Annotated in this window: 17 protein-coding genes and 5 pseudogenes; 12 read left to right on the top strand and 10 right to left on the bottom strand. The window is 43.1% G+C overall.

Going from position 1 to position 22,402, the window contains the following annotated elements:
- Positions 1-2: 2 nt before the first annotated feature.
- A pseudogene (locus AACV32_RS15055) lies at positions 3-1,694 on the bottom strand (DNA polymerase II); the annotation flags it as partial.
- Positions 1,695-2,092: 398 nt separating this feature from the next.
- Here AACV32_RS15055 and AACV32_RS15050 point away from each other — a divergent pair.
- The gene (locus AACV32_RS15050) at positions 2,093-2,386 is read left to right on the top strand and encodes a cyclic-phosphate processing receiver domain-containing protein (RefSeq protein ID WP_088732592.1); all 294 of its coding nucleotides are present in this window, start codon (positions 2,093-2,095) and stop codon (positions 2,384-2,386) included.
- A gap of 418 nt (positions 2,387-2,804) precedes the next feature.
- Entirely contained in the window at positions 2,805-4,007 is a 1,203-nt protein-coding gene (locus AACV32_RS15045; protein ID WP_170895426.1) for an IS256 family transposase, read from the top strand.
- 367 nt (positions 4,008-4,374) lie between these two features.
- Here AACV32_RS15045 and tnpA read toward each other — a convergent pair whose 3' ends face one another.
- From tnpA to AACV32_RS15020, 5 genes and pseudogenes are all read right to left on the bottom strand, one after another.
- Positions 4,375-4,542: an IS66 family insertion sequence element accessory protein TnpA gene (tnpA, locus tag AACV32_RS15040; protein ID WP_170895427.1), complete on the bottom strand. Its 168-nt coding sequence runs from the start codon at positions 4,540-4,542 to the stop codon at positions 4,375-4,377.
- Between the two features lie 74 nt (positions 4,543-4,616).
- Positions 4,617-4,772 (bottom strand): annotated as a pseudogene (locus AACV32_RS15035) (transposase domain-containing protein); the annotation flags it as partial.
- Between the two features lie 122 nt (positions 4,773-4,894).
- Positions 4,895-5,503: a cytolethal distending toxin subunit B family protein gene (locus AACV32_RS15030; protein WP_170895428.1), complete on the bottom strand. Its 609-nt coding sequence runs from the start codon at positions 5,501-5,503 to the stop codon at positions 4,895-4,897.
- 120 nt (positions 5,504-5,623) lie between these two features.
- Complete coding sequence (locus AACV32_RS15025) at positions 5,624-6,847, bottom strand: IS91 family transposase (RefSeq protein WP_170895429.1); 1,224 nt, start codon at positions 6,845-6,847, stop codon at positions 5,624-5,626.
- Between the two features lie 524 nt (positions 6,848-7,371).
- Positions 7,372-7,503 (bottom strand): annotated as a pseudogene (locus AACV32_RS15020) (IS5/IS1182 family transposase); the annotation flags it as partial.
- 322 nt (positions 7,504-7,825) lie between these two features.
- Between AACV32_RS15020 and AACV32_RS15015 the strand changes: the two are divergent.
- The 7 genes from AACV32_RS15015 (at position 7,826) to AACV32_RS14985 (ending at position 14,599) form a co-directional block, all read left to right on the top strand.
- On the top strand, positions 7,826-8,773 hold the full coding sequence (locus tag AACV32_RS15015) for a hypothetical protein (RefSeq protein ID WP_170895430.1): 948 nt from the start codon (positions 7,826-7,828) through the stop codon (positions 8,771-8,773).
- Positions 8,774-8,859: 86 nt separating this feature from the next.
- Entirely contained in the window at positions 8,860-9,696 is an 837-nt protein-coding gene (locus AACV32_RS15010) for a hypothetical protein (RefSeq protein ID WP_170895431.1), read from the top strand.
- Positions 9,697-9,924: 228 nt separating this feature from the next.
- Positions 9,925-11,075, top strand: a protein-coding gene (locus AACV32_RS15005) for an IS3 family transposase (RefSeq protein ID WP_170895432.1) whose coding sequence is annotated in 2 segments (ribosomal slippage) — positions 9,925-10,168 and positions 10,168-11,075 — 1,152 coding nt in all. Because the reading frame shifts where the segments join, the coding sequence is not laid out codon by codon here.
- Positions 11,076-11,553: 478 nt separating this feature from the next.
- Complete coding sequence (locus AACV32_RS15000) at positions 11,554-11,946, top strand: hypothetical protein (RefSeq protein WP_170895433.1); 393 nt, start codon at positions 11,554-11,556, stop codon at positions 11,944-11,946.
- 30 nt (positions 11,947-11,976) lie between these two features.
- On the top strand, positions 11,977-12,357 hold the full coding sequence (locus AACV32_RS14995) for a hypothetical protein (RefSeq protein ID WP_170895434.1): 381 nt from the start codon (positions 11,977-11,979) through the stop codon (positions 12,355-12,357).
- Between the two features lie 37 nt (positions 12,358-12,394).
- Entirely contained in the window at positions 12,395-13,282 is an 888-nt protein-coding gene (locus AACV32_RS14990) for a hypothetical protein (RefSeq protein WP_170895435.1), read from the top strand.
- Positions 13,283-13,448: 166 nt separating this feature from the next.
- Positions 13,449-14,599 (top strand): IS3 family transposase gene (locus AACV32_RS14985; protein ID WP_170895432.1). Its coding sequence is split into 2 segments (ribosomal slippage): positions 13,449-13,692 and positions 13,692-14,599, totalling 1,152 coding nucleotides; the frame shifts between segments, so codons are not numbered across the junction.
- A gap of 408 nt (positions 14,600-15,007) precedes the next feature.
- Here the strand turns inward: AACV32_RS14985 and AACV32_RS14980 are convergent.
- The 3 genes and pseudogenes from AACV32_RS14980 to AACV32_RS14970 form a co-directional block, all read right to left on the bottom strand.
- Positions 15,008-15,784, bottom strand: a complete 777-nt coding sequence (locus AACV32_RS14980) for a DUF4225 domain-containing protein (RefSeq protein ID WP_088732587.1) — start codon at positions 15,782-15,784, stop codon at positions 15,008-15,010.
- Positions 15,781-16,254: an Hcp family type VI secretion system effector gene (locus AACV32_RS14975; RefSeq protein WP_088732586.1), complete on the bottom strand. Its 474-nt coding sequence runs from the start codon at positions 16,252-16,254 to the stop codon at positions 15,781-15,783. Before AACV32_RS14975 ends, AACV32_RS14980 begins: the two co-directional genes overlap by 4 nt.
- 478 nt (positions 16,255-16,732) lie before the next feature.
- Positions 16,733-17,290, bottom strand: a pseudogene (locus AACV32_RS14970) (DUF2913 family protein); the annotation flags it as partial.
- A gap of 80 nt (positions 17,291-17,370) precedes the next feature.
- On the opposite strand from AACV32_RS14970, the gene AACV32_RS14965 reads away from it, so the two are divergent.
- Positions 17,371-18,279, top strand: a complete 909-nt coding sequence (locus tag AACV32_RS14965; protein WP_170895436.1) for an IS5 family transposase — start codon at positions 17,371-17,373, stop codon at positions 18,277-18,279.
- Positions 18,280-18,919: 640 nt separating this feature from the next.
- Here AACV32_RS14965 and AACV32_RS14960 read toward each other — a convergent pair.
- The gene (locus tag AACV32_RS14960; protein ID WP_110166868.1) at positions 18,920-19,219 is read right to left on the bottom strand and encodes a hypothetical protein; all 300 of its coding nucleotides are present in this window, start codon (positions 19,217-19,219) and stop codon (positions 18,920-18,922) included.
- A 211-nt stretch (positions 19,220-19,430) separates the two neighbouring features.
- Between AACV32_RS14960 and AACV32_RS14955 the strand changes: the two genes are divergently transcribed.
- Both AACV32_RS14955 and AACV32_RS14950 read left to right on the top strand, forming a co-directional pair.
- Positions 19,431-21,791, top strand: coding sequence for a DNA polymerase II (locus AACV32_RS14955; RefSeq protein WP_115339076.1), 2,361 nt, complete (start codon positions 19,431-19,433; stop codon positions 21,789-21,791).
- A gap of 113 nt (positions 21,792-21,904) precedes the next feature.
- Positions 21,905-22,279: pseudogene (locus AACV32_RS14950) on the top strand (helix-turn-helix domain-containing protein); the annotation flags it as partial.
- Between the last annotated feature and the right edge of the window lie 123 nt (positions 22,280-22,402).

Raw genomic sequence — 22,402 nt, 5'->3', positions numbered from 1 at the left:
TCTTAAAATAACCCAAGTTGTGGCTGGCTGAGCTGTTCGAAATTCAAGCCAACAAAAGGCAAAATGGCTTCTGCGACTGGCTGCAATTGTTTATCGATATAGTGCTGATAATCGATAGGACTTTTTAAATATTCTTTAGGCTCGGGGCCATTCAGTGTGATGAGGTATTCGATACGACCTCGATTTTGATATTGTAATGGTCGGCCTAACTGCTGGTTTATCGTATCAGCAAGTCGCGCAGCTCTTACTTGTGGCGGTACGTTTTTTTGGTATTCATGCAGCTTGCGACGCAACCGTTTTTGGTACACGAGCTCATGGTCGAGTTGACCGGTTTGAGTTTGCTCAACGATTTCACGAATAAACGCCGCAGGGTCTTCACCATTAAAAATCATCGAATAAAGTTGGTGCTGAAAGCGTTGTGCGAGCGGAGTCCAGTCCGTTCTTGCACTCTCAAGCCCTTTAAAAATTAATCGCTCGTTTTCGCCTTCACCGATCAATCCCGCATAGCGTTTTTTTGACCCTGTTTCTGAACCTCGGATGGTTGGCATCAGAAACTTTCGGTAGTGGGTTTCGTATTCCAATTCCAGCATCGATTCCAATCGGTACTCTTCACGCAAGTGGGTCGTCCACCATTGATTGATGTGTTCAACCAGTTGTTTTCCTACGCGATCCGCTTGCTGCTGTGAATATTGACCACCTAAAGAGACAAAGGTTGAGTCGGTATCACCATAAATCACTTGATAGCCTTGCGCCTCAATTAACTTTTTAGTTTGCTTCATGATCTCGTGTCCGCGCATGGTAATACTGGACGCCAAGCGAGTATCAAAAAAACGACAACCTGACGATCCAAGCACCCCGTAGAAAGAGTTCATGATGATTTTTATCGCTTGTGAAAAGGCTTTGTTATTGTTCTTTTTCGCCACATCACGCGCAGCCCATAATTTCTCGATCATTTCTGGAAGAAAATGTTTGGTGCGGTGAAATTGACCACCACGAAATCCCGTTACTGCTTGGTTATCCTCTTTACCAAGTGGAATTTTTAGCCCTTCAATCAAGCCAAGTGGGTCAATTAAAAATGAACGAATGATCGAGGGATATAAGCTTTTAAAATCAAGAAGTAATACAGAGTCGTAGAGGTTAGGGATGGAGTCCATCACATAGCCTCCGGGGCTTGCGACCCAATTTTCGGAGTGTAAGTTAGGTGCAATGTAACCCGCGCGATGCAATTGAGGTAAGTAGAGATTGGTAAAGGCGGCGACAGAACCGCCGACGCGATCTAGCTCCACACCCGTGAGACGGGAACGTTCAATGGCGAAATCCAGCAAATGGGTATGTTCAAAGATTTTATTCACTAACACACAATCTTGCAGGTTGTATTTCGCCAGTGAAGGTTTGTCTTTTTTAAACATACGGTTGATTTCATCCATCCGATCATGGGCGTTGTGAATCGCTTTTCCTTCGCCTAATAGCTCCCTTGATACTGATTCCAATGACCAAGAACGAAATTGGTAAGTGGCTGTTTTTAATGTATCAATTCCATCCAACACTACTCGCCCGGGAATGGTAATAAACCCTTGCTGACTCTGGTTTGAACTACGAAAAAAACTGTGCTGTTTGCCACGGCCAATCGCAAGTTTTAACTTATGCCACTCGGCTCTTTTATGGAGTAAGCGAAAATCAAAATCAATCACATTTTTATCAGTAGAAAAATTTGTTGACTTTTGAGTGTCTTATCGAGTTAATCACTTTAATTTACATTGTGTTAGCTGCGATAATCGGGAAATAATATCCCTGATAAAAAGGAGTCAACGTTGACTAAATTAGAGTATGCTAATTGCTACTTCAGTTAAGTACAAGGAAATAAGGCTTAAAAATTTGTTGACCTGAGTTTGGCTTGCACTACAGAGCATTTTGTTGAAGAGGGTTATAGTCTGACCAAATGAGTTAACCAAGAAGTTAAGATGGCGCAAAGAGGTTGGACAGTATCAAAGTACGGTGCTGTTAAAGATGTACATGGTCGCCCACTATTTAAAAATGGTTTTGTCCTAGCGATACAAAAAGTGTTGTCGCAATTATAAATTACGGGTATTACATGAAAGTATATTTAGATGATGAAAGAGATACACCGGAAGGTTGGGTTAGATCTTATTGGCCTGAAGAAGTGATCGAGTTGCTTAAAAGCGGTAATGTAACTGAGATTAGCTTAGATCACGACCTTGGAGATGATGATCATGGCACTGGATATGACGTGGTTTTATGGATTGAAGAGGCCGTTATTACGCGTGGATTTGTACCTCCAATCATGAAAGTGCATTCTGCAAACTCATCAGCAAGAATGAAAATGGAACTTGGTATCCAGAACATAAATTCAAAAGTGGGGCGTTAGCGCAATAAGAGTCCCCTCTCATTTGTGTAGGAGAGTAATAAGTCTCATCCTTAGTAATAAAGGATCATACCAAACTGGCGGCCAACAACTCTCGTTACCGCCTTTGTGATTACCACCTTTCAAACACGAAAATGCCCCTTTACGTGCCAGCAGGGTCTTATCTGAAGGATTAAACCACTAGTTTTGCTATAATACTTCTAATCTAAATTTCGAACCTTAGGTGCATGTGATGAGTAAGAATAAATTACTGAAAAAAGGTGCTAGTCATGAATAACCTTGCCAAAGGCAGTAGCAGCAATGAAAGTGAGATCAAGCAGGATATTTCTGAGGTAAGGCAATCGACCAAGGAGCTTAGATTTTTAGGTAGTGTTTAGAAATCTGTGTCATTTCAGTATGATATACAAAACAGGAATGACACATGAACAAAGACTTCGATCTAGAACAAGCTATTAAAGCCCTTCAGTCAGGCCAAGACCTGACAGGTAAAGATGGCTTCTTAACTCCGCTCATTAAACAAATCACAGAAGCTGCTTTGAAAGCAGAACTCGAACAGCACCTTGAAGGTGATGAGCAACCTAACCGTAAGAACGGCTCAAGCAAGAAAACGATTAAGTCTTCTGTCGGCACGTTTGAACTGGATACCCCACGCGACCGCTCTGGAACATTTGAACCCCAGTTAGTTAAGAAGAACCAGACTAAATTGACCGATGAGATCGACCGTAAGATCCTATCCATGTTCTCGCTCGGTATGAGCTACCGTGATATCCGTGGTCACGTAGAAGATATGTATGGCATTGATGTCTCTGAGGCCACCATCACAGGTGTTACCGACCGTTTGATACCTGAGCTGAAGGAGTGGCAGCAACGTCCGCTCGATGCACTTTATCCCTTTGTCTGGCTTGATGCCATCCACTATAAAATCAAAGAAGACGGACGCTACGTTAGCAAAGCGATATACACAATATTGGGCTTAGATGTTGAGGGGAAAAAGGAGCTACTCGGTCTTTATCTGTCAGAGTCGGAAGGCGCTAATTACTGGCTCTCCGTGCTAACAGATCTGTATAACCGCGGCGTTGAAGATATCTTGATCGCCTGCGTAGATGGGCTAACAGGCTTCCCAGAAGCGATAGCAACCATCTATCCTGATACAGAAGTTCAGCAATGCATCATTCACCAAATCCGTAACTCTATGAAATATGTTGCCTCTAAGCATCAGAAGGCGTTTATGGCCGACTTGAAGCCAGTCTATCGGGCTGTCAGCAAAGAAGCGGCCGAGATGGAGTTGGATCGTTTGGAAGCCAAATGGGGACAGCAATACCCAATAGTGATTCGTTCCTGGCGGAACAAATGGGCAAATTTATCGGTTTACTTTAAATATCCAGAATACGTCCGAAAGGCTATTTACACGACAAATGCTATTGAAGCCGTACATCGCCAATTCCGTAAACTGACCAAAACTAAGGGTGGGTTCCCAAATGAAAATAGCTTGCTTAAGCTACTGTATGCTGGGATATTGGATGCTTCTAAGAAATGGACAATGCCAATACAGAATTGGAATATGACATTGTCTCAACTGGCGATTCATTTTGAAGGTCGCTTGGATGACGTCTTAGATATTTAGCCAAAATTAGCTGACACAGAATTCTGAACGCCCTCGATTTTTAACTTTGTGTATATTTTTACCTGTGACAGTCATTTCTATAATCTATCTGCTGTTTTATTAGCGATTATATTGTTTATTGCCCAAGCTCAGAGCTGACTCAGCTCAACACACTTTTGCCCCTTTATCACATAGAGTAAAAACTCATACACATCTTATTAATCCGTTTTTGTGCTACCAAAAGTTATCTAATCTTCGACTGTGCTCTCAAGTCTTATCATTATCACGAAACGAAAACATCTCCATGATCCAATATTAGCCTTTAAGCAATATCCTGAGTGCATATCAATCTGTATAGTATTTTGAATATCGCTTCGTTGTCTTGACCCTAGCGAAAAAGTAGTACTTGACCCCCGCCGTAAAGTTTTTTACGCCAGTAATAAAAAGTATGTTCCGTCAATTGATTTGCTTTGCAGAACGCGACAATGGATAACCCACTTTGGCTCTGCTGTTCAATGATTTCAGCCCAGAACTGAGGTTTATTGGATGGGTGCATGGTGACTCCTTAGTTATGGAGTCACTATGCCGAGCATGCGGAAATATTAGTAGGTGGGGTTAAATCGACGCTTACATTAGTTCCATGGGAAGTCGACGCTTACGAAGCGTCGCGACGCCAGTGTCCTCAAGACATTGATTAATGAGTTCAGGGCAAAGGAGATCGGATAGACCATTGAGTTGGTCAGCAGAGAATTGATGTATTCGGTCGAGGGCTTGTCTTAAGAACATAAAAAAATCCGAGTGTGCAGAAACACTCGGATTTTGACACCCTTTAAGGATCGTTCAACCGATCATTTTTTGCTTAACTGATCGGCATTACGCCGAAGCGGGCCTGATTAAAAAAGCAAATGCTACTTGGGGAAAAACTTAACAGGGACATGGTCTGAGTTAATGGTTCCATGCAGCTGTGCAATGAACATTGACGCCACCAACAGCCCCGACAAAGGGCCCTGATAGTCATACTGCCCCAGAACAGAATAATCCAAATTACCACCACTGAGTTGAGTAGGAGCACGTTGTTGTTGAGTCACAATAGAAACATTGCTTGCAAGAGCTGAGTTAGTATCAATTCTCCGCTGCAACACCGTAGGATCTTGATTATAGTCCCCCATAACCATCCATTGAGAGTTTCTATCTCCAAGCGCTCCAAAGTGGTTGTGTATTGATTCAAGTAAGGACCGAGCATCTCCCCCTCCCGTTGCCGAAGCATGTAAAGTAAAGAAAAAATCTCGCCCCGCCACTGCTGCTCGATTAAACCCCACACCCAAAACAGGTCTGCCGTTTTGGATAACTGGATTCTGCAAAGCAACTATTTCATCAGCGGGTCTATCTGTCACAATAGCAGGATTTACTCTACCAGCGCCCACATCCCATTGCGCATAATAAATATATCGCATATTAGGCCGTGTTTGAGTACCCAAATTCCATTCAAATTCTTGATGGTTAGGAGATTGGATCATATCTTTTGAGAGCGACTGACCATGAACGGTAGCGATCTATATCCGCTGATGGTGCTGCATAGCGATGATTTATGTGCAAAAATACCCGTTTTGATGTGTTTTTAATCTAAAACCTGTTTTTCAGGCGCACTTGTCCAGAGAAGGGGTCTGAAGCCATCGTTTTTTCGCCATCCGCTGCAGCCTGTCAGAAAGCATTTTTGTGGCGTGCTCACCTGCCACGGCGCCGGCAAAGCGCAACCGACCTTTGCACAGGATGCACTGGTAAGGGTCGGTACCGAGGAAGCTCTTCATCAGTACTGCGAACCCGGGCCGCTTCGGTTTCTCCCGTACCGTCATCTCCAGCGCTTCGTAGACCTTTGGCAGCAGTGAACCGCGTTTGCGGTTGGCCAGAAAACCGTAGTAACGCACCATTTTAAAATGCCGCGCCGGAATATGGCTGACGTAACGTTGCAGCATCTCCTCCTGACTGATTTTCTGCCGTTTGTGCTGCTGCGTACGGTGGTCGTAATACTGATGGACCACGGCACCGCCGCGGTAGTGGCGCAGCTGAGAAGCGGCCACCGGCGGACGCTTCAAATAACGACCCAGGTATTTCACGCTGCGCCAGGCGCCACGAGTCTTTTTGGCAAAGTGCACTTTCCAGCAACGCCGGTATTGTGCATGCAGGTAGCGGTGCCACCGGTCCTCGTTACGGATGTGGCCGAGACCCGGCAGGGCGCCGGGATTAATGCGCGCATAGTTGTCGCGCAGCAGGTGAACGACGGCGTTGCGCCAGATGGCTTCTACCTCTTTCTTTTTAAAGAACAGCTGTCGCCAGACGTGGTGTTTGACGTCGAGGCCGCCGCGGGTAACGGAAACGTGGATATGTGGATGCTGATTGAGCTGCCGGCCGTAGGTGTGGAGCGCGCAGAAGATACCGACTTCGATACCCTGTCGGCGTGCCCAGCGGAGCATGGCGCGGGTGGCGCAGCGGAACAGGTCGTTGAGCAGCGGCCAGTTGTTGTTGAAGAACGGCCACAGCAGGTGCGGCATGGTGAAGGTGATATGTTGCCAGTCGCAGTCGGGCAGGATGTGCTGCTGCTCGGCGATCCACTGCTCGGTGGCCTTGAGGCCACAGCTGCTGCAGGCCTTGGACTTGCAGCTCTGGCAGAAAAAGCGGGAATGGGTGCAGTTAGGTGAGGTGCAGCAGTAGCGGCGCACGCCCATGGCGCAGGTGCCGCAGGCGAGCATGCGCTCGACGGCGAGTTTGGTCCAGTCGCTGAGGGCGTTGCCGTGTTTGTCGAGATAGCGGCTCCAGCCATCATCGTGCTGGAATAGCAGCTTTGCGGGTCGCTGAATATACATGGGGCAGAGTCTACAGGGCGTTATCGGGCAGGAAAAGGGCGTCGGCGCCAGCCGGCTCACGCCACAGGCGTGCTCATTTTATGCGGGTGTCAACGCGGCAGTGGGACATGTCCCACCGCGAGGGTCTTGATGCACTCAGGCGGCGCCGGCGTTGATGTGAGGCTGGATCTTAAAGGCGGTTGAGGCAGCTGTGCTGCCGTGCTCGCCCCGCAGGGGCGCTACGTTCGCGTGGGTGAAGGCCATCAACAGGATGACCGGGCTTGGCATGCCTGTACGGCAGCAGGTCAACTGAGCTAAACCGGCGCTTAGAGAAAGTCCGCACGCACTGCTTCGGAATTGTGCAACAAGGCCGGTGCCTTGCTGAATTCACTGTCGGCGAAGGTGAGTTTATGGCTCATAATACCTCCTCCAGGATTTATGCAAAAGCGCCTTGTAAAACCCATGACTTGGGCTATGTTTATAGGGTACCTCGAATAGCCAGAGATTTTCAGTGAACCCGGCAATCCAGGCGAGTTCGAGCACCAGAAGGCTTGGATTCCCGCCTTGCGGAGAAATACCAATCGCTTCAGGTTGAAGCAGGTCGCTCGCGCTTGGCCAATCGTGCGGATTAACTTGCCGCCCATCTGCTCGATCACGGAGAGCGGTTCGCCCAGCCGGTCGAGCTTCTGGGGGTGATGATCGGCGGCGAACAGGTCGTTCTTGATGACGTTGCGCTGTTTCATCGGGCTCAAGCTCGGCAAGGTTCTGGACAACGTAATTTTAACAGCAGGTGGGCTCGTCTAGGTTTTTCGAGGTGCCCTATAGAAAAGGCTGAAGCCAAGCATCGGTGGCGTAACTTTGTGACTTGGAGCCACGAAACCTTTGATGCCTAAACTGCAAACCTTTTTGGCGATTACGAGAACAAATTTCCATGAGTATTTACTTTGAGCTGTATGAAATAATTTAATTTAACGACGTTATTTTTTTAGGAGGCTGATTATGAGATTAGGTAAGGTAGTACACAACGGTAAGGTGGCAATTATTAAGGCAGAATTGTCGAAATTATACTCCACTCAAGACCAAATAGAATCGGACCCAACTACTCAAATAGATGCAGATGCGTTTATAACTTTCGTGCAAGCCATAAACAGAAAACGCTTTCCAACTTCCAGCTTGACATCTTCACCAAACCTTACTCCTCAATTGGAATTATTAGCACTCGGCATGGGGCTCATTACTTCGGCATACAATTTTACCAAGTCAGCGTTAGGTCTTTTGGAAAAAGAAAATTTAGTCTATGTTAATATAGTAAATAAAACTACGCAAGCATTTTTCGTGTCGGGAGTAAAAAGCCATACATATGAGATGGATGTATCTCCTTCAACTCTAGTGCCTGTAAATGGAAATACACTAGTTCCGATTTCCAAAGACACCCCATTTTTATCTGATTCTTTTTTGGTAAATATACTTAGGATAAATTTGGCTCGAAAGGGGGATTCGTCAATTGGAGCAGTGGTGCCGTTACGGGATATATTTTTGTCTTGGCGATTGATGAATTTTGATTACGATGGAAAAAAAACTTATGGAGCCTGTGTATCATCGATAGATGCTTTATTAGATTCACCGAATACTTCAACGGGAGCAGAGTTTTATTCATATAATGACGACAATAAAACTAAGCCTGATGTTCCAAAGGGTTTTTCAGATTATAAATATTTGGCAGGATCCTTATGTCCTGAATTATTTTTCATTTCACCTGTTGTGGGCGGAGGATGGGATGGCGACGCCATGGTGCAAGGCGGGACTCCATTTTATCTTTTTCAAAAGATGTACGCGTTATTAATATCACCAGTAACGAAACAAAGTTCCAGTAATTCAATTACAATGAATGGAAGTGTAATTGAAGTGCAGGTGCATGAAATCACTGAAGATATTATTAGAAAATAGAGGCTGAAGCACAGTGCGAAAAGCGCCCCATCGCCCTGCGCGACAGGAACCAACTATATGTAAACATGTATTAAACGGGAGGAAATATGGAGCTGAAAAATAGTTATTTGTTGCACGAGTTGTTGCACGAGAAAGGGGATGAATCATACAGAAGCTATGTCCAGAAACTGAATCAAAACGAAAGTTTTAGCAATGGGTCGGTAGATAGTACTCCGCCGAAAGAAATAACCATTGCGAAGACAATTTTTGATTTGATGGCAAAGTCGTTTGATCTCTCAGGAACTCAATTGTCGGCCATGAAAAAAGAAGAGCCGCGACTCACCATAGAACTTCAGAACGATTCAAATCACACTTGGTTATTGAATCGTGCTGGATTACGGCAGGTAAAAAACGACCATACACCATCAGGTCCTGGGTGGGGCACTCTGCAAGCCACGCCGCTTATTGAACCTGGGGAAAAAGGCACCTACGTGGTAGATTGGGTACCGTCAGATTTCATGGTAGAAGTTCCGCCTAATCAAGAGCTGAAGAGCTACTCGTTGGATTTCATATTGTTGCCAAACGACAGAATTACTACCCCGTATCATTCACTGCGGATAGTTACTATGCACTTATTATTCTCCGTTGAGTGGGATCGTAAGACTAATTCGGGTCGGGTCGGTTTGTCCAAGGTAATATCGAATATAAACAATGCGGGTTTATTGTATAGTACGGAGAAAATAGATTTTATGGAGTATTATAATATTCCTGGAACGATAACTTATGAATGGATATTTAAAGATAACGCATTTTTGATCTCGTTAAATACAGAGGCCGAAGGACTTAAGTATGAGTGTCACATGTTTACGGAGGTAAGAAAAATGCAGGGTGTAGACTATAATAATAATGAATATAAAAGCATGCTAAAGGTGCATTTGTTATAGAGAAATAGGGGGGCACCTCGAATAACCTGATATTTTCAGTGAACCCGGCAACAACATGATCGCCGCGACCACAACCGGCGCAACTTCCGAGATGAACTGCCATTTTTGGGGGCGCGTTATGTGATTTTTTGCTCGATGGTTAGGATTTTCAATCCTAACCATCGAGTGATCTGCACCAGCAGTTTTGGACACTGAGTTAAGTGAGTACAATCACTAACGAGGTGAATCATGACAAACAAGAAGAAACGTATTATCCATTCTCCTGAATTTAAAGCCGAAACTCTGAAGCTAGCAGAGAAAGTGGGAGTCGCTGCGGCAGCCAGACAGCTCTCCTTACATGAATCTCAGATCTACGCTTGGCGCAAGACTGCCAAGAAAGACACCACAACCAGTCAACGAGAACTAGAGCTAGCCGCTGAAGTAGCCAAACTCAAAAGGCAGTTGGCAGAACAAGCAGAAGAGCTAGATATCGTAAAAAAGGCCGCCACCTACTTCGCGAAGAATCTAAAGTAGATTGCTATGAATTCATGCTCGAACACCTGCTGTACTTCAGTGTTATTCGCATGGTTAAGGTGTTCAGGGTTTCTCGAAGTGGGTTTTATTATTGGATTAAACATCGCCATAAGGCTATTCAACGCGAAGCAACTCGCCAAGAGTTTGATGCAAAGGTTAAAGATGCTTTTGACAACAGTAAGGGTCGAGATGGTTCAAGGCGCATCCAGAAAGAACTGTCTGAGAACGGTGATAGCCATAATGTTAAAACCATTGCAGCCAGCATGAAGCGTCAGGATTTGACGCCGAAAGCGGCACGCAAGTTTAAGTGTACAACGGACAGCAAGCATAAGATGCCTGTAGCTCCAAACTTGCTAGCTCAGGACTTTAATGCAACGGCCCCGAATCAGAAATGGGCGGGAGATATCACGTATCTTGCCACAAGCGAAGGCTGGCTGTATTTGGCTGTGATAATTGACCTTTACTCACGACAAGTAATCGGTTGGTCGATGGATACGAGGATGACGGCAACACTGGTCTGCGATGCATTATCAATGGCTCTGTTCCGTCGAGGCTTTCCAGAGGAAGTTATTGTTCATAGTGATCGTGGTAGCCAGTATTGCTCGAAAGATTATCGAGACCTCATAACTGCTTATAATCTAAAACAAAGTATGAGCAGGAAAGGAAACTGCTGGGACAATGCCTGTGTTGAGAGCTTCTTCCATTCGATGAAAGTGGAAGCGATTCAATACGAACCAATAATGACCAGAGATGAGATGCGCCAAACGGTCTTCGAGTACATAGAGGTTGATTATAATCGGACGAGAAGGCACAGTGCTCTTGGGTATCTAAGCCCAGTTAACTTTGAACAGCAAAATGTCGCTTAATGAAGTGTCCAGTCTGGCTGGAGCAGATCATCATACGATGTGCCACTGTCCTTGCTCGCTCGATCAGCAATGTCTTCAATTTGGCGTTGCCAGTAATGGGGATTCATAAGCTACCCTCTCATCAATTCAACTCTGTCGTATTTAGGTTCTTTGTGAAATCACTGTTACGCAACAAAGCCTTTTCATTCACCTTCACCATAAACTTTGAGACCAATTCCATTTATTAACCTAATATAACCTTCCATACAATTTTTATTGTGACTTTGCTTAAAATCCACACTATTTATATTGCTGTCTTTGGAATAAATAATGTAAATAACGCATTAAGGTTTTCTATATAAATATCATAAACAATGGCCTTCAAAACATGCAAAGTTCAATCGATAGGAGATGTTCAATACATTAAATCTAATCATTATTATATTATATGCTTTTAATTTATAAATAATATCCACATTATCAATTATATGGTAAAACTATGTTAATTAATAAAAAAACTGCTCTATTTTTACTTCCAATCTCATTTTCAATTTTCTCTACTAGTGCATTATCAAAGCAGATGTGTATGCAAGACGCAAAAGTAACGGCTGTTGAAATAGGTTTTATTGAATCAAGTGGTTACGAATGTCCAGATAATGGGAACTGCATCAGATTTGAATATGAAAACAATACCGCTCCTGACATGGACCGTAGTGGCTATTCTTATGTGTTGTACAATATGAACTTAAACGATGGTCAAAAGGGAATGGCAATGTATGATATGTTAAAAACTGCAAAGATCATGGGGTATAGGTTTGAGGCTGCGTCCAATATCAATAATTGTAAATCAAAGACCCCGTCTATTGATTCAATAAAATTATACTCGAATTAATATTTACTCTTCATTTCATTAAGGAAAAAAATGAAAATCAATGTAAAATATATTGCCTTTGTTCTATTATCCATTTCGCCTCCCTCTGCTAGTGTATTTGCAGCAGAATTGTGCTTGGCTGATGCAAACATAACTGCAATTGAAGTGGGCTTTGTTGAATCAAGTGGTAGTGAATGTCCAGACGGTGGAAATTGTATTCGCTTTGAGTATGAAAATAATACCGCTCTTGGCATGAATTCTAGTGGCCATTCTTATGTTCATTATAAAATGAACTTAGATGACGGGCAAAAAGGAATGGCAATGTATAACATGCTAAAAACGGCAATGATTTTTAAGTACCCGGTGATAGGATTGACAACCAATGGCTATTGTAAAGACAAACCATCGATTGACTCAATAAACATATACTAAAAGTTATTACTTACACCAACTTTCAAAGGTGATTGCTTTGAAAAAAAACATCTTTTGCTTCATGCTAATGATATACACAGGGGTTGGATTTGCTAATCCAAATGATAATCCACTAGAGGAACTTAAAGGAGATTTCGTGCTTAATATGGGTGACAGACCCGGTGTCCCATATCAACAACTAAATAATTACAATCCAAGCTTAACCGAAGCAGGCGTTGGACCGGGCTATACAGTATCCGTTTCACGCCATCATATTATCCCAAGACTGACATTAAGTAGATTTTATAATCGCGTAGCAGAACTCCATCGGCTACCTAATTTAAGCGGTTTTTTTAATTCATTTTCAAATAGCCTTAGTTTTTATGCTGGAAGCAATGGCGTCGACTGTGGCTTATTGGGAAATGACTTGGTTGATGCTGGCAACCTAGCTCAAGCCCAAGCTTTTGGTCTTGCACGTGCAAGCGGAAGTAACCACGCACTTGGCTTCGATACTTTTGAACAATTTTATATATGGCTTCCCGGGAATTTATTCATTGGCCCAAGGAGTCGATCTGATGATCCTGGTGACGATTTTGAGCTTAATGCAAGAACTATCGTAGGAGAGGACACATACAATAGATTGTTACGTGCATATATGAATATGGTGAAATTCTTACAAACCAATGATACAAGCTTACTAAATTCGATATCTGCTGATTTAACCACCGTATCTAAAAGACAAAGCATTTACTCGTTGCAAAGTGAACATTGGGAGTTAAAAAATGGGGAATATAATATCAAAAAACCCAGCGTATCTTTAAAAGCCATACCACAAGAGGAAAATGACTCCCTGTCTGAAGAGTGCGTTGACATACAACCATCACTAATAAATTATTTATATATCAGTGCTTTTCCGACCAGGTTAACAGGCCATGACGAATTGTAAAAAAACCTCAATGCTTTAAATCAACTTAAATATATACTTTTATTGACGCCAGCAATTTGCAGGCGTCTTTCTTAGGAAGTCCCGATGTGAGGACAAAGTGTTGGTGATCTGCACCAGCAGTTTTGGACACTGAGTTAAGTGAGTACAATCACTAACGAGGTGAATCATGACAAACAAGAAGAAACGTATTATCCATTCTCCTGAATTTAAAGCCGAAACTCTGAAGCTAGCAGAGAAAGTGGGAGTCGCTGCGGCAGCCAGACAGCTCTCCTTACATGAATCTCAGATCTACGCTTGGCGCAAGACTGCCAAGAAAGACACCACAACCAGTCAACGAGAACTAGAGCTAGCCGCTGAAGTAGCCAAACTCAAAAGGCAGTTGGCAGAACAAGCAGAAGAGCTAGATATCGTAAAAAAGGCCGCCACCTACTTCGCGAAGAATCTAAAGTAGATTGCTATGAATTCATGCTCGAACACCTGCTGTACTTCAGTGTTATTCGCATGGTTAAGGTGTTCAGGGTTTCTCGAAGTGGGTTTTATTATTGGATTAAACATCGCCATAAGGCTATTCAACGCGAAGCAACTCGCCAAGAGTTTGATGCAAAGGTTAAAGATGCTTTTGACAACAGTAAGGGTCGAGATGGTTCAAGGCGCATCCAGAAAGAACTGTCTGAGAACGGTGATAGCCATAATGTTAAAACCATTGCAGCCAGCATGAAGCGTCAGGATTTGACGCCGAAAGCGGCACGCAAGTTTAAGTGTACAACGGACAGCAAGCATAAGATGCCTGTAGCTCCAAACTTGCTAGCTCAGGACTTTAATGCAACGGCCCCGAATCAGAAATGGGCGGGAGATATCACGTATCTTGCCACAAGCGAAGGCTGGCTGTATTTGGCTGTGATAATTGACCTTTACTCACGACAAGTAATCGGTTGGTCGATGGATACGAGGATGACGGCAACACTGGTCTGCGATGCATTATCAATGGCTCTGTTCCGTCGAGGCTTTCCAGAGGAAGTTATTGTTCATAGTGATCGTGGTAGCCAGTATTGCTCGAAAGATTATCGAGACCTCATAACTGCTTATAATCTAAAACAAAGTATGAGCAGGAAAGGAAACTGCTGGGACAATGCCTGTGTTGAGAGCTTCTTCCATTCGATGAAAGTGGAAGCGATTCAATACGAACCAATAATGACCAGAGATGAGATGCGCCAAACGGTCTTCGAGTACATAGAGGTTGATTATAATCGGACGAGAAGGCACAGTGCTCTTGGGTATCTAAGCCCAGTTAACTTTGAACAGCAAAATGTCGCTTAATGAAGTGTCCAGTCTGGCTGGAGCAGATCAAACGGTTTCATACAGAAATTTTGGTCACTAATTCATAAGCTACATGGCTAAATCTGTGCCATAGTAAGCTATACCCTTATAATATTTTGAATGGCCGAAATTATGCATATCACCCTCTTTTGGGGATTAATAGCCCTAAATATAAACACACGACAATGCTAAACCACCGGATTAATTCATTTTGTTTGAATGATATGCTTGGTAGTGTGCCCATTAATAGTGTTCCATTCATGAAAATAGAATAATAATTACCGGCAACGAATCCAATTACAAGAACGACGTAAGTGAAAATGTATAAAGAATTTCTAAATGAGCAATAAGAAATCCGCTTTAAGATAATTAGCAGTATCAGTGTAAACAAAAAAAATAGAACTTCTTTCAATTGCTCGAATCCTTTATGGCATCGATGTTGTAATAGTCTGCTCCCATTTCGACACCTAATGCGGATTTACTCATTGCTTGATATCCCCTTAAGTAGTCCTCTGAGCTGTACCTAAATAACTTAAACTGCTTGGCTTTTGGGGTTCTTGTCCATAGCATTGGCTTTAGGTTAGGTTTGGAGGCAATTTGATACGCCTCTGCGGCATTTTTAGCTGTGGTGGTTTTGGCCACTAATCCATAAGCTGACATGGCTAAATCGGCGCCATAGTAAGCGATGTCCCCATAAGATTTTGAGTAGCCGAAAAATTCCGCAATATTCTGATAACTTTCTCGAACTAGCCCCGTGGCATTCTCATCGCCATCCCAAAAGTATTTGCCATTTTCATACATGTTATTTGTGCCATGAGCCATCAGTGAAGCACCAATTGAACAAAGATAAGCCGCAGAGTAGTAACAGATCCCCGCGCCAGCTGCGACCTGCATCACCCCAGATATAACACCTATCCCTTTTTGGGTGATTATGGCACCTTGGTCCATCAGGTTTTGTCTTTCTTTTCGAAGTTCTTTGAATACCGTTTCTTTGTTTTTTTTACCGTTCTTAAAGTCGTTAACAAGGCATTGTTCAAAACGATCAACGTCACGAACAAACTGCATCTTTAGCCCACCATTCGAAATATAGCGGTGTGACAGCGTGACGGCTTGCATAGTGAGTCCTTTTCCTGCCTTTTCGACTTCTCGAATGTCCCATGTGTCCGGCGCAGTCTGGTTTCTCATTCTAAGTCTCTTTCCCACGTTTCATAACCTTCAGTGCCAGCTATTTTATGTTTCCAAGTGATGTCTCGGTAAGAGAGGTGAAGGGTTTCTGACATATCTTCATCGCCAGAGTTAAGTACGTTAGGTTGGTCAAAAGACAGGGTGGTAATTAAGGCGTCAACCAACTCAATAGTATAGAAGTTTTCGTTATAGCCTTGCTCATTAGTACGAAAGAAATTGATTGTGCACTGTAAATGCTCTTGTTTAGAAAAGGCATTACCAAGAAGTGGAGAGGCTTTATCAATGGGTTTGGTAATGACGACTTCGGCAGGTCCGCCGTGTTTGTTTAAGGTGAAGTTACACGCCAGAACGGTGATTTCATTTGAATGCGATACTTGAGCCTTATTTCCTATAGAGTCTTTCGTGTTGCAACCAAGGGATATACAACCTTGTTTTTTACCGATAACTGAGAGATATGCCGTGTGAGCCATGTTATGCCTGTTATTGTCTATGGTGCAGTGCTCATATTGTATCTTTAATTACCTGAAAAGATAAGATATGCACATTAGATTTTGACATAAGGTCACAATGTATGTGCATGGCAAGAAAAATGGTAAGCGCATGCTGCGACTTGCTCCCTTGGGTTTGTCAAACTCTGCTACTTCTATTTGACCTTAGATAATTCAATTTATCTCAAGGAGTAGTGGCGTGTATTTTTGAAGATAGAATTTCGTTTTAATGACTCAAAGATTGGATACAACTGGTGACCTAAGTTTAAGGGAAGAACTTGATACAGCACGCTTGTGATAACTACAGTTATCGATAATTTACTAAATTAGAAAAACCACTGACGCGTTTTTATCCAAAACCAGCAAGAAAACCACGGCCATCGTATTTTGATGCGCTCTATTAACTCTCGTATCACCTTCTGGTGAAGTGTCATATGACAGTTATCGTCGCCGTCATGTTTTAAATAGGGTGCACTAAAATATGGGCTTGATGTAACTCTGCGTTCCACTCTTTCATTTCGGTAAGGAACAGACCGTGAGCGTTAATCGAATTTATGAGCTCTGGTGCACGCTCTAGCTGGATAAGCATCGATAACGGTGTCACTTGGTTATGTTCTTGGTCAAAACTGTGTTCGACTTGCTCTTCTAACATGTAAAGAATGCCAGGCTCCGCTTCGCTACCTTCTTCAAACAGCCGAGACTCAATACCTTCTTCATCATGAAGGTGGACGAGTAGGTTATAGAGCTTTTCAGCCCCGACGAGTTTCGTTTGATTCGATTCAGTGCTGAGTTGATGCAGTTTCATTTCTAGGTTCCCGCCTTTTTTTCTCGCAACGCTGAGCATCAGTTTGATGTCTTTTTTAATATTTGTTAAAGACTTATCGTTGAGCTTAGGCTTGAGGTATTTTATCAAGATTTCATTGCGCGTTGCGACTGGCACAAAGCGGGGAGATGCTGACACTTTACATAACAAGTGAAGTAAGGCGTGAGTAATGACATTGTGTAGGTTGTGGTAGTAGTGGCGTTGTTGCCTAAATCAGTTGAACCTTTTCCAAATCCTGTGATCTGATCCTTTGAGAGGATTGGAACGGTGGTGACATGGGTAAAGCGAAAAAGAAGATAACTAACTGGGCGGAGTACAATAAGGCTTTGTGCAAACGTGGTTTGGTTACATTCTGGATAGATGACTCAGCCATTGATGCATGGCAATGCAAAACCCACCATGGTAAGCGTGGTAGAGGATTCCAGTACTCTGATACAGCGATTGAAACTGCTTTGATGATTAAGGGCATCTTCTCTCTGCCATTGCGTGCACTTCAAGGCTTTATCGACTCGATTTTCGAGCTATTGGATGTTCCGCTGACATCTCCTGACTACACCTGTATCAGTAAACGTTCAAAGACAGTTCAAGTCAAATATCGCAATAAATCTAGAGGGGCTATTCGCCATATTGTCATTGACTCGACTGGCCTCAAAGTCTTTGGTGAGGGTGAATGGAAAGTGAAAAAGCATGGTGCAGAAAAGCGCAGAACATGGCGTAAGCTGCACTTAGCTGTTGATGTAGACACTCACGAAGCGATAAGTGCGGAAGTCAGCCTTGTCAATGTGGGCGATAGTGAAGTACTACCTACGTTGCTCAACCCGCTACGCAGAAAGGTCACAGCCGTATCTGCCGATGGAGCATATGACACCAAAAATTGCCATGATACTCTGAAAAAGAAGGGTTGTATCACGCTGATACCGCCTCGAAAGAATGCAGCACTTTGGGAAGATGGCCATCCCAGAAACGGAGCAGTAACAGCTCTGAAAAATGGGTCAATAACGAAATGGAAAGCCGAGTCTGGTTATCACTATCGCTCAATATCTGAGACGGCAATGTCCCGATATAAAGGACTGACTAGCGGTACATTGAGTATGAGATGTTATAACGCTCAAGTGGGCGAAATCATGGCGAATGTCAAAGCCATAAACAAAGTCATAGGACTAGGTATGCCTGTCAGAAACTGATAGCTAGTCATATATGGCGTCGTTGATTTTCAAGCTGATTTGATCAACAACGCCGGTAGTAGTCAAAGTCTCGTTTGATTTGCATAGCCAAGATAATGTTGTGGTTCGATTATTAATATAATCGGGGGCTTGCTGTGCTTTATCAATCACAATAATGACTCAGGAAGCGATTTTCCATACATTTCGTTATTCAAGAATCGCTAATGTTATATTTTCTGAAACGGATTTTTGTCCAAACTGAGTTAACTTCTTGGTTAACTCATCTGTTCAATTAAAGCTATCAGCTCATAAGTATGTTGCTGGTTATACGATTTACCCAAACTATCAGTACCAACGATACGGTTCATATCTAAAGAGGAAGCCAATATAAATGTCGGCTTTTATATGTTGATTTTTTATATGTATAAAAACTTACAATACCTACAATCCATTCTTAATAAAGGTTTATTTACTAACTCATTCATATTTTATATGCTTTTTACTAGAAAGATGAATTCCTCGGTAGTTAATTGATAGGCTTCACGATTATCTAAACACGTTTAGGGAGCGATTCGTGTCAGGTGGAGTCACACTGACAAAAGGAGCCTTAATCGACCCCTGTATTAGCGATAGTTTTCGGATATAAAAAAAGCATAGATAGTTAGGCATAGTTAAAATGGTACTCCATAAAAAAATTAAGTTGGCATCCTCTTCCTAAGGCTCTTTCCTCAATTTGTTTCCATAATACTGGTAAATAGGTCTTAAGAACTTTTACATCCGATTGATGGTATTTACTCTCTCCAATTGAAGCTTTTAGCCATTCAGATGGGGTTAAAAGAGTGAGCCTTTGGTGAAAGTATTCTGGAATAGCTTTACGGATTGATTCTTCACTACCGCTAGCGACATAAATTTTGACTCCTTCACCAGTTGCGTAATAGTGACAAACACCGACATAGAACATATTAACTCCTGACATACAATGGAAATATTTACCCGAACGAACAAAGTGTGAATGAGTTTTCGTTCTAAGTCATTTAATGAGGCTGAAATTAGTTTGTATATTTGCAGCGTCAGCATATCCTCTTTGTCTCTAAACAATATATCTTTCTATCAACGATTTTTGATACCATCATTAAGATAGTGGTTTGTAGCACAAAAATTTAGGAAGTCGATTGAACATCAATCAGGGGTTTGTTTTAACCCGACAAGCAAGAGACAGAGGTAACAAAACCGTTATCGAACTTTGGGTATCAACCCCTCAAGGGCCTGTACTGCTGGATATTGAGGGTGAGCGACCAACTTTTTTCATTGATGTCAGCAATGCCAAGAATGCTAGAGCATTGCTCATTAGCCGAGGGCTTAAATTTGAACTCAAATCTCTACCACTCAAGACGTTCCGGAATTACAATGTAGTAGCTTGCTACTTTGTTACTATTGAAGATGCTAATACGGCAATAACTCTACTAAAACAAAATGACGTTGTCGCTTATGAAAGCGATATTCGTCTCGCTGACCGTTATTTGATGGAGCGATTCATTAAAGGCAGTATCGAGTTTACTGGTCATCAACTCGCACGTCGTAATCATTTCTATATAACGAAGGCCAAGTGTCGTCCTAGCCAGTTCAAGCCAAGTTTGTGTGTGGTATCACTCGATATTGAATGCTCGGAAAAAGGAGCGCTATATTCTATTGGTCTTGATTGCGAGCGAGATAGCCGAGTGATTCTGATTGGCCAACCAGAGCCAGCGGAAACACCGATCCAATGGGTCTCCGATGAAAAAGCCCTCCTACTAACTCTCAATCAGTGGTTTCAACAATTCGATCCTGATGTCATCGTAGGATGGAATATTATCGATTTCGATTTTCGCTTATTGAATAAGCGCGCTCAGTTGAATAAAGTCCCACTCGCCATCGGTCGTAATAGTCGCAGTGCATTCTTTCGCTCAGGTAATAACCAGCAAGGTTTTATTTCGATTCCAGGGCGAGTAGTGATTGATGGCATTGATATGCTCAAGACAGCGACTTACCATTTCCGCTCTTGGTCGCTTGAGTCCGTATCACAAGAGTTGTTAGGTGAAGGTAAAATCATTCACAGCGTCCATGACCGAATGGAAGAGATCAATCAGATGTTCCGATCGGATAAGCCCTCTTTGGCTAGATATAACTTGCAAGACTGCGTTTTGGTTAATCGAATCTTCGATAAAACCCATCTATTAGATTTTGCCATTGAACGCTCATGCCTAACCGGGCTTGAGCTAGATCGCGTAGGTGGTTCGGTTGCGGCCTTCACTAACCTTTACCTGCCCCAACTGCATCGTGCTGGTTATGTCGCACCCAACATGCACTCTGAAGACTGGATAGCTTCCCCTGGTGGCTATGTGATGGACTCACTCCCAGGTCTCTATGATTCGGTCCTTGTTCTTGACTACAAGAGCCTTTATCCGGCGATCATTCGCTCATATCTTATAGATCCTCTTGGGCTTATAGAAGGACTACGATTGCCAACGGGTAATACGCTGGATAGAGCAATTGAAGGGTTCCGTGGTGGACAATTCCATCGAGAAAAACACGTCCTACCCAAGATGGTTCAAGATATTTGGCAAGCGCGCGATCTAGCAAAAAAAAACAATGATCTTGCCTTTTCTCAAGCCTTAAAAATCATTATGAACTCGTTTTATGGTGTGCTGGGTTCTTCCGGGTGTCGTTTCTTCGATACACGTCTGGCTTCTAGTATCACAATGCGTGGACATGAAATCATGAAAACCACCAAACAATTGGTAGAGGAGCAAGGTTATCAAGTTATCTATGGTGATACAGACTCGACTTTTGTTGCGCTTAATAGTGCTTATTCAGAGCAACAAGCTGATGAGATTGGCAAGAAACTTGTGAAGTACATAAATGCTTGGTGGAAACAAGAGCTAAAACAACGTTTCGGGATCGACTCTTTCTTGGATCTAGAATATGAAACCCACTACCGCAAGTTTTTGATGCCAACCATTCGTGGATCAGAAACTGGTTCGAAGAAACGCTATGCAGGTCTGGTGAGTAAAGACAACGATGAGAAAATTGTATTCAAAGGTCTTGAGAGTGCACGGTCTGACTGGACACAACTGGCTCAAGAATTTCAGCAAAGACTTTATATGATGGTATTTCATGACCAAGACCCATCTGATTACGTGAAAAATACGGTTGAACAAATCGAAGCTGGTGAGTTTGATAATATGTTGATTTATCGAAAGCGATTGCACCGACGACTCCACGAATACGAGAAGAATATTCCCCCACAGGTTCGAGCTGCGCGTATAGCTGATGAGAAAAACGCCCGCCTAGGACGACCGTTGCAGTACCAAAACCGTGGGTATATTGAGTATTTAATGACAGTCAGTGGCCCAGAGCCTAAAGAGTATTTGGAAAGTGCGATTGACTATCAACACTACATCGAAAAACAGATAAAGCCGGTTGCAGAAGCAATCTTACCTTTCGTAGGGTACGACTTTAAGCAACTAAGCGGACCCCAATTAGGGCTGTTTTAAGTCAAATGTATTAGTTCAGACTAGATCTGACACTTCAATTTGAAAAGAAGAGAGTTACCCACTTTGATTAAAGGTGCTTAAACCGTAATCAAAAACAATAAGAGGTAACTCTCATGCTTCATACTAGCAATCCACTCATTAAACACAAAGCTGGCCTTCTCAATCTTGCAGAAGAACTTGGCAATGTCTCTAGAGCCTGTAAGGTTATGGGCGTTTCAAGAGACACCTTCTATCGTTATCAGGAGTTGGTTGAAACTGGTGGTATCGATGCTCTGATTAATCGGAGCCGCAGAACACCAAACATGAAGAACCGAGTCGATAGTGAAACTGAACAGGCCGTTATCAAATACGCCATCGATTTCCCTGCTCACGGGCAAGTGAGAACAAGCAACGAGCTACGTAAACTCGGTGTCTTTATCTCTCCAAGTGGCGTTCGCTCAATCTGGCTTCGTAATGACTTAGAAAACTTCAAAAAGCGCCTTATTGCGTATTTCGGAGCATTCCGAACAGCCATTTCGGTATGACCCGAACACCTATTTCGGTTTAATCCGAACGTACATTCCGCGATTATCCGAACACTTTTAAGCGAACTCCGAAATCAGCGTTCGGAA

This window comes from Vibrio sp. B7 (assembly GCF_963888765.1).
GTDB classification, from domain to species: Bacteria; Pseudomonadota; Gammaproteobacteria; order Enterobacterales; family Vibrionaceae; genus Vibrio; species Vibrio anguillarum.
The sequence above is the reverse complement of the archived record's forward strand: the minus strand, read 5'-3'. Positions and strand labels throughout refer to the sequence as shown.

Excerpts from the sequence above, each read along its gene's own strand:
- AACV32_RS15010 (WP_170895431.1), top strand. The coding sequence starts at position 8,860 with ATGGAGCTGAAAAATAGTTATTTGTTGCACGAGTTGTTGCACGAGAAA.
- AACV32_RS15045 (WP_170895426.1), top strand. The coding sequence starts at position 2,805 with ATGAACAAAGACTTCGATCTAGAACAAGCTATTAAAGCCCTTCAGTCA.
- AACV32_RS14975 (WP_088732586.1), bottom strand. The coding sequence starts at position 16,254 with ATGGCTCACACGGCATATCTCTCAGTTATCGGTAAAAAACAAGGTTGT.
- AACV32_RS14980 (WP_088732587.1), bottom strand. The coding sequence starts at position 15,784 with ATGAGAAACCAGACTGCGCCGGACACATGGGACATTCGAGAAGTCGAA.
- tnpA (WP_170895427.1), bottom strand. The coding sequence starts at position 4,542 with ATGCACCCATCCAATAAACCTCAGTTCTGGGCTGAAATCATTGAACAG.
- AACV32_RS14995 (WP_170895434.1), top strand. The coding sequence starts at position 11,977 with ATGAAAATCAATGTAAAATATATTGCCTTTGTTCTATTATCCATTTCG.
- AACV32_RS15015 (WP_170895430.1), top strand. The coding sequence starts at position 7,826 with ATGAGATTAGGTAAGGTAGTACACAACGGTAAGGTGGCAATTATTAAG.
- AACV32_RS14965 (WP_170895436.1), top strand. The coding sequence starts at position 17,371 with ATGGGTAAAGCGAAAAAGAAGATAACTAACTGGGCGGAGTACAATAAG.
- AACV32_RS15030 (WP_170895428.1), bottom strand. The coding sequence starts at position 5,503 with ATGATCCAATCTCCTAACCATCAAGAATTTGAATGGAATTTGGGTACT.
- AACV32_RS15050 (WP_088732592.1), top strand. The coding sequence starts at position 2,093 with ATGAAAGTATATTTAGATGATGAAAGAGATACACCGGAAGGTTGGGTT.
- AACV32_RS14960 (WP_110166868.1), bottom strand. The coding sequence starts at position 19,219 with ATGTTCTATGTCGGTGTTTGTCACTATTACGCAACTGGTGAAGGAGTC.
- AACV32_RS15025 (WP_170895429.1), bottom strand. The coding sequence starts at position 6,847 with ATGTATATTCAGCGACCCGCAAAGCTGCTATTCCAGCACGATGATGGC.
- AACV32_RS15000 (WP_170895433.1), top strand. The coding sequence starts at position 11,554 with ATGTTAATTAATAAAAAAACTGCTCTATTTTTACTTCCAATCTCATTT.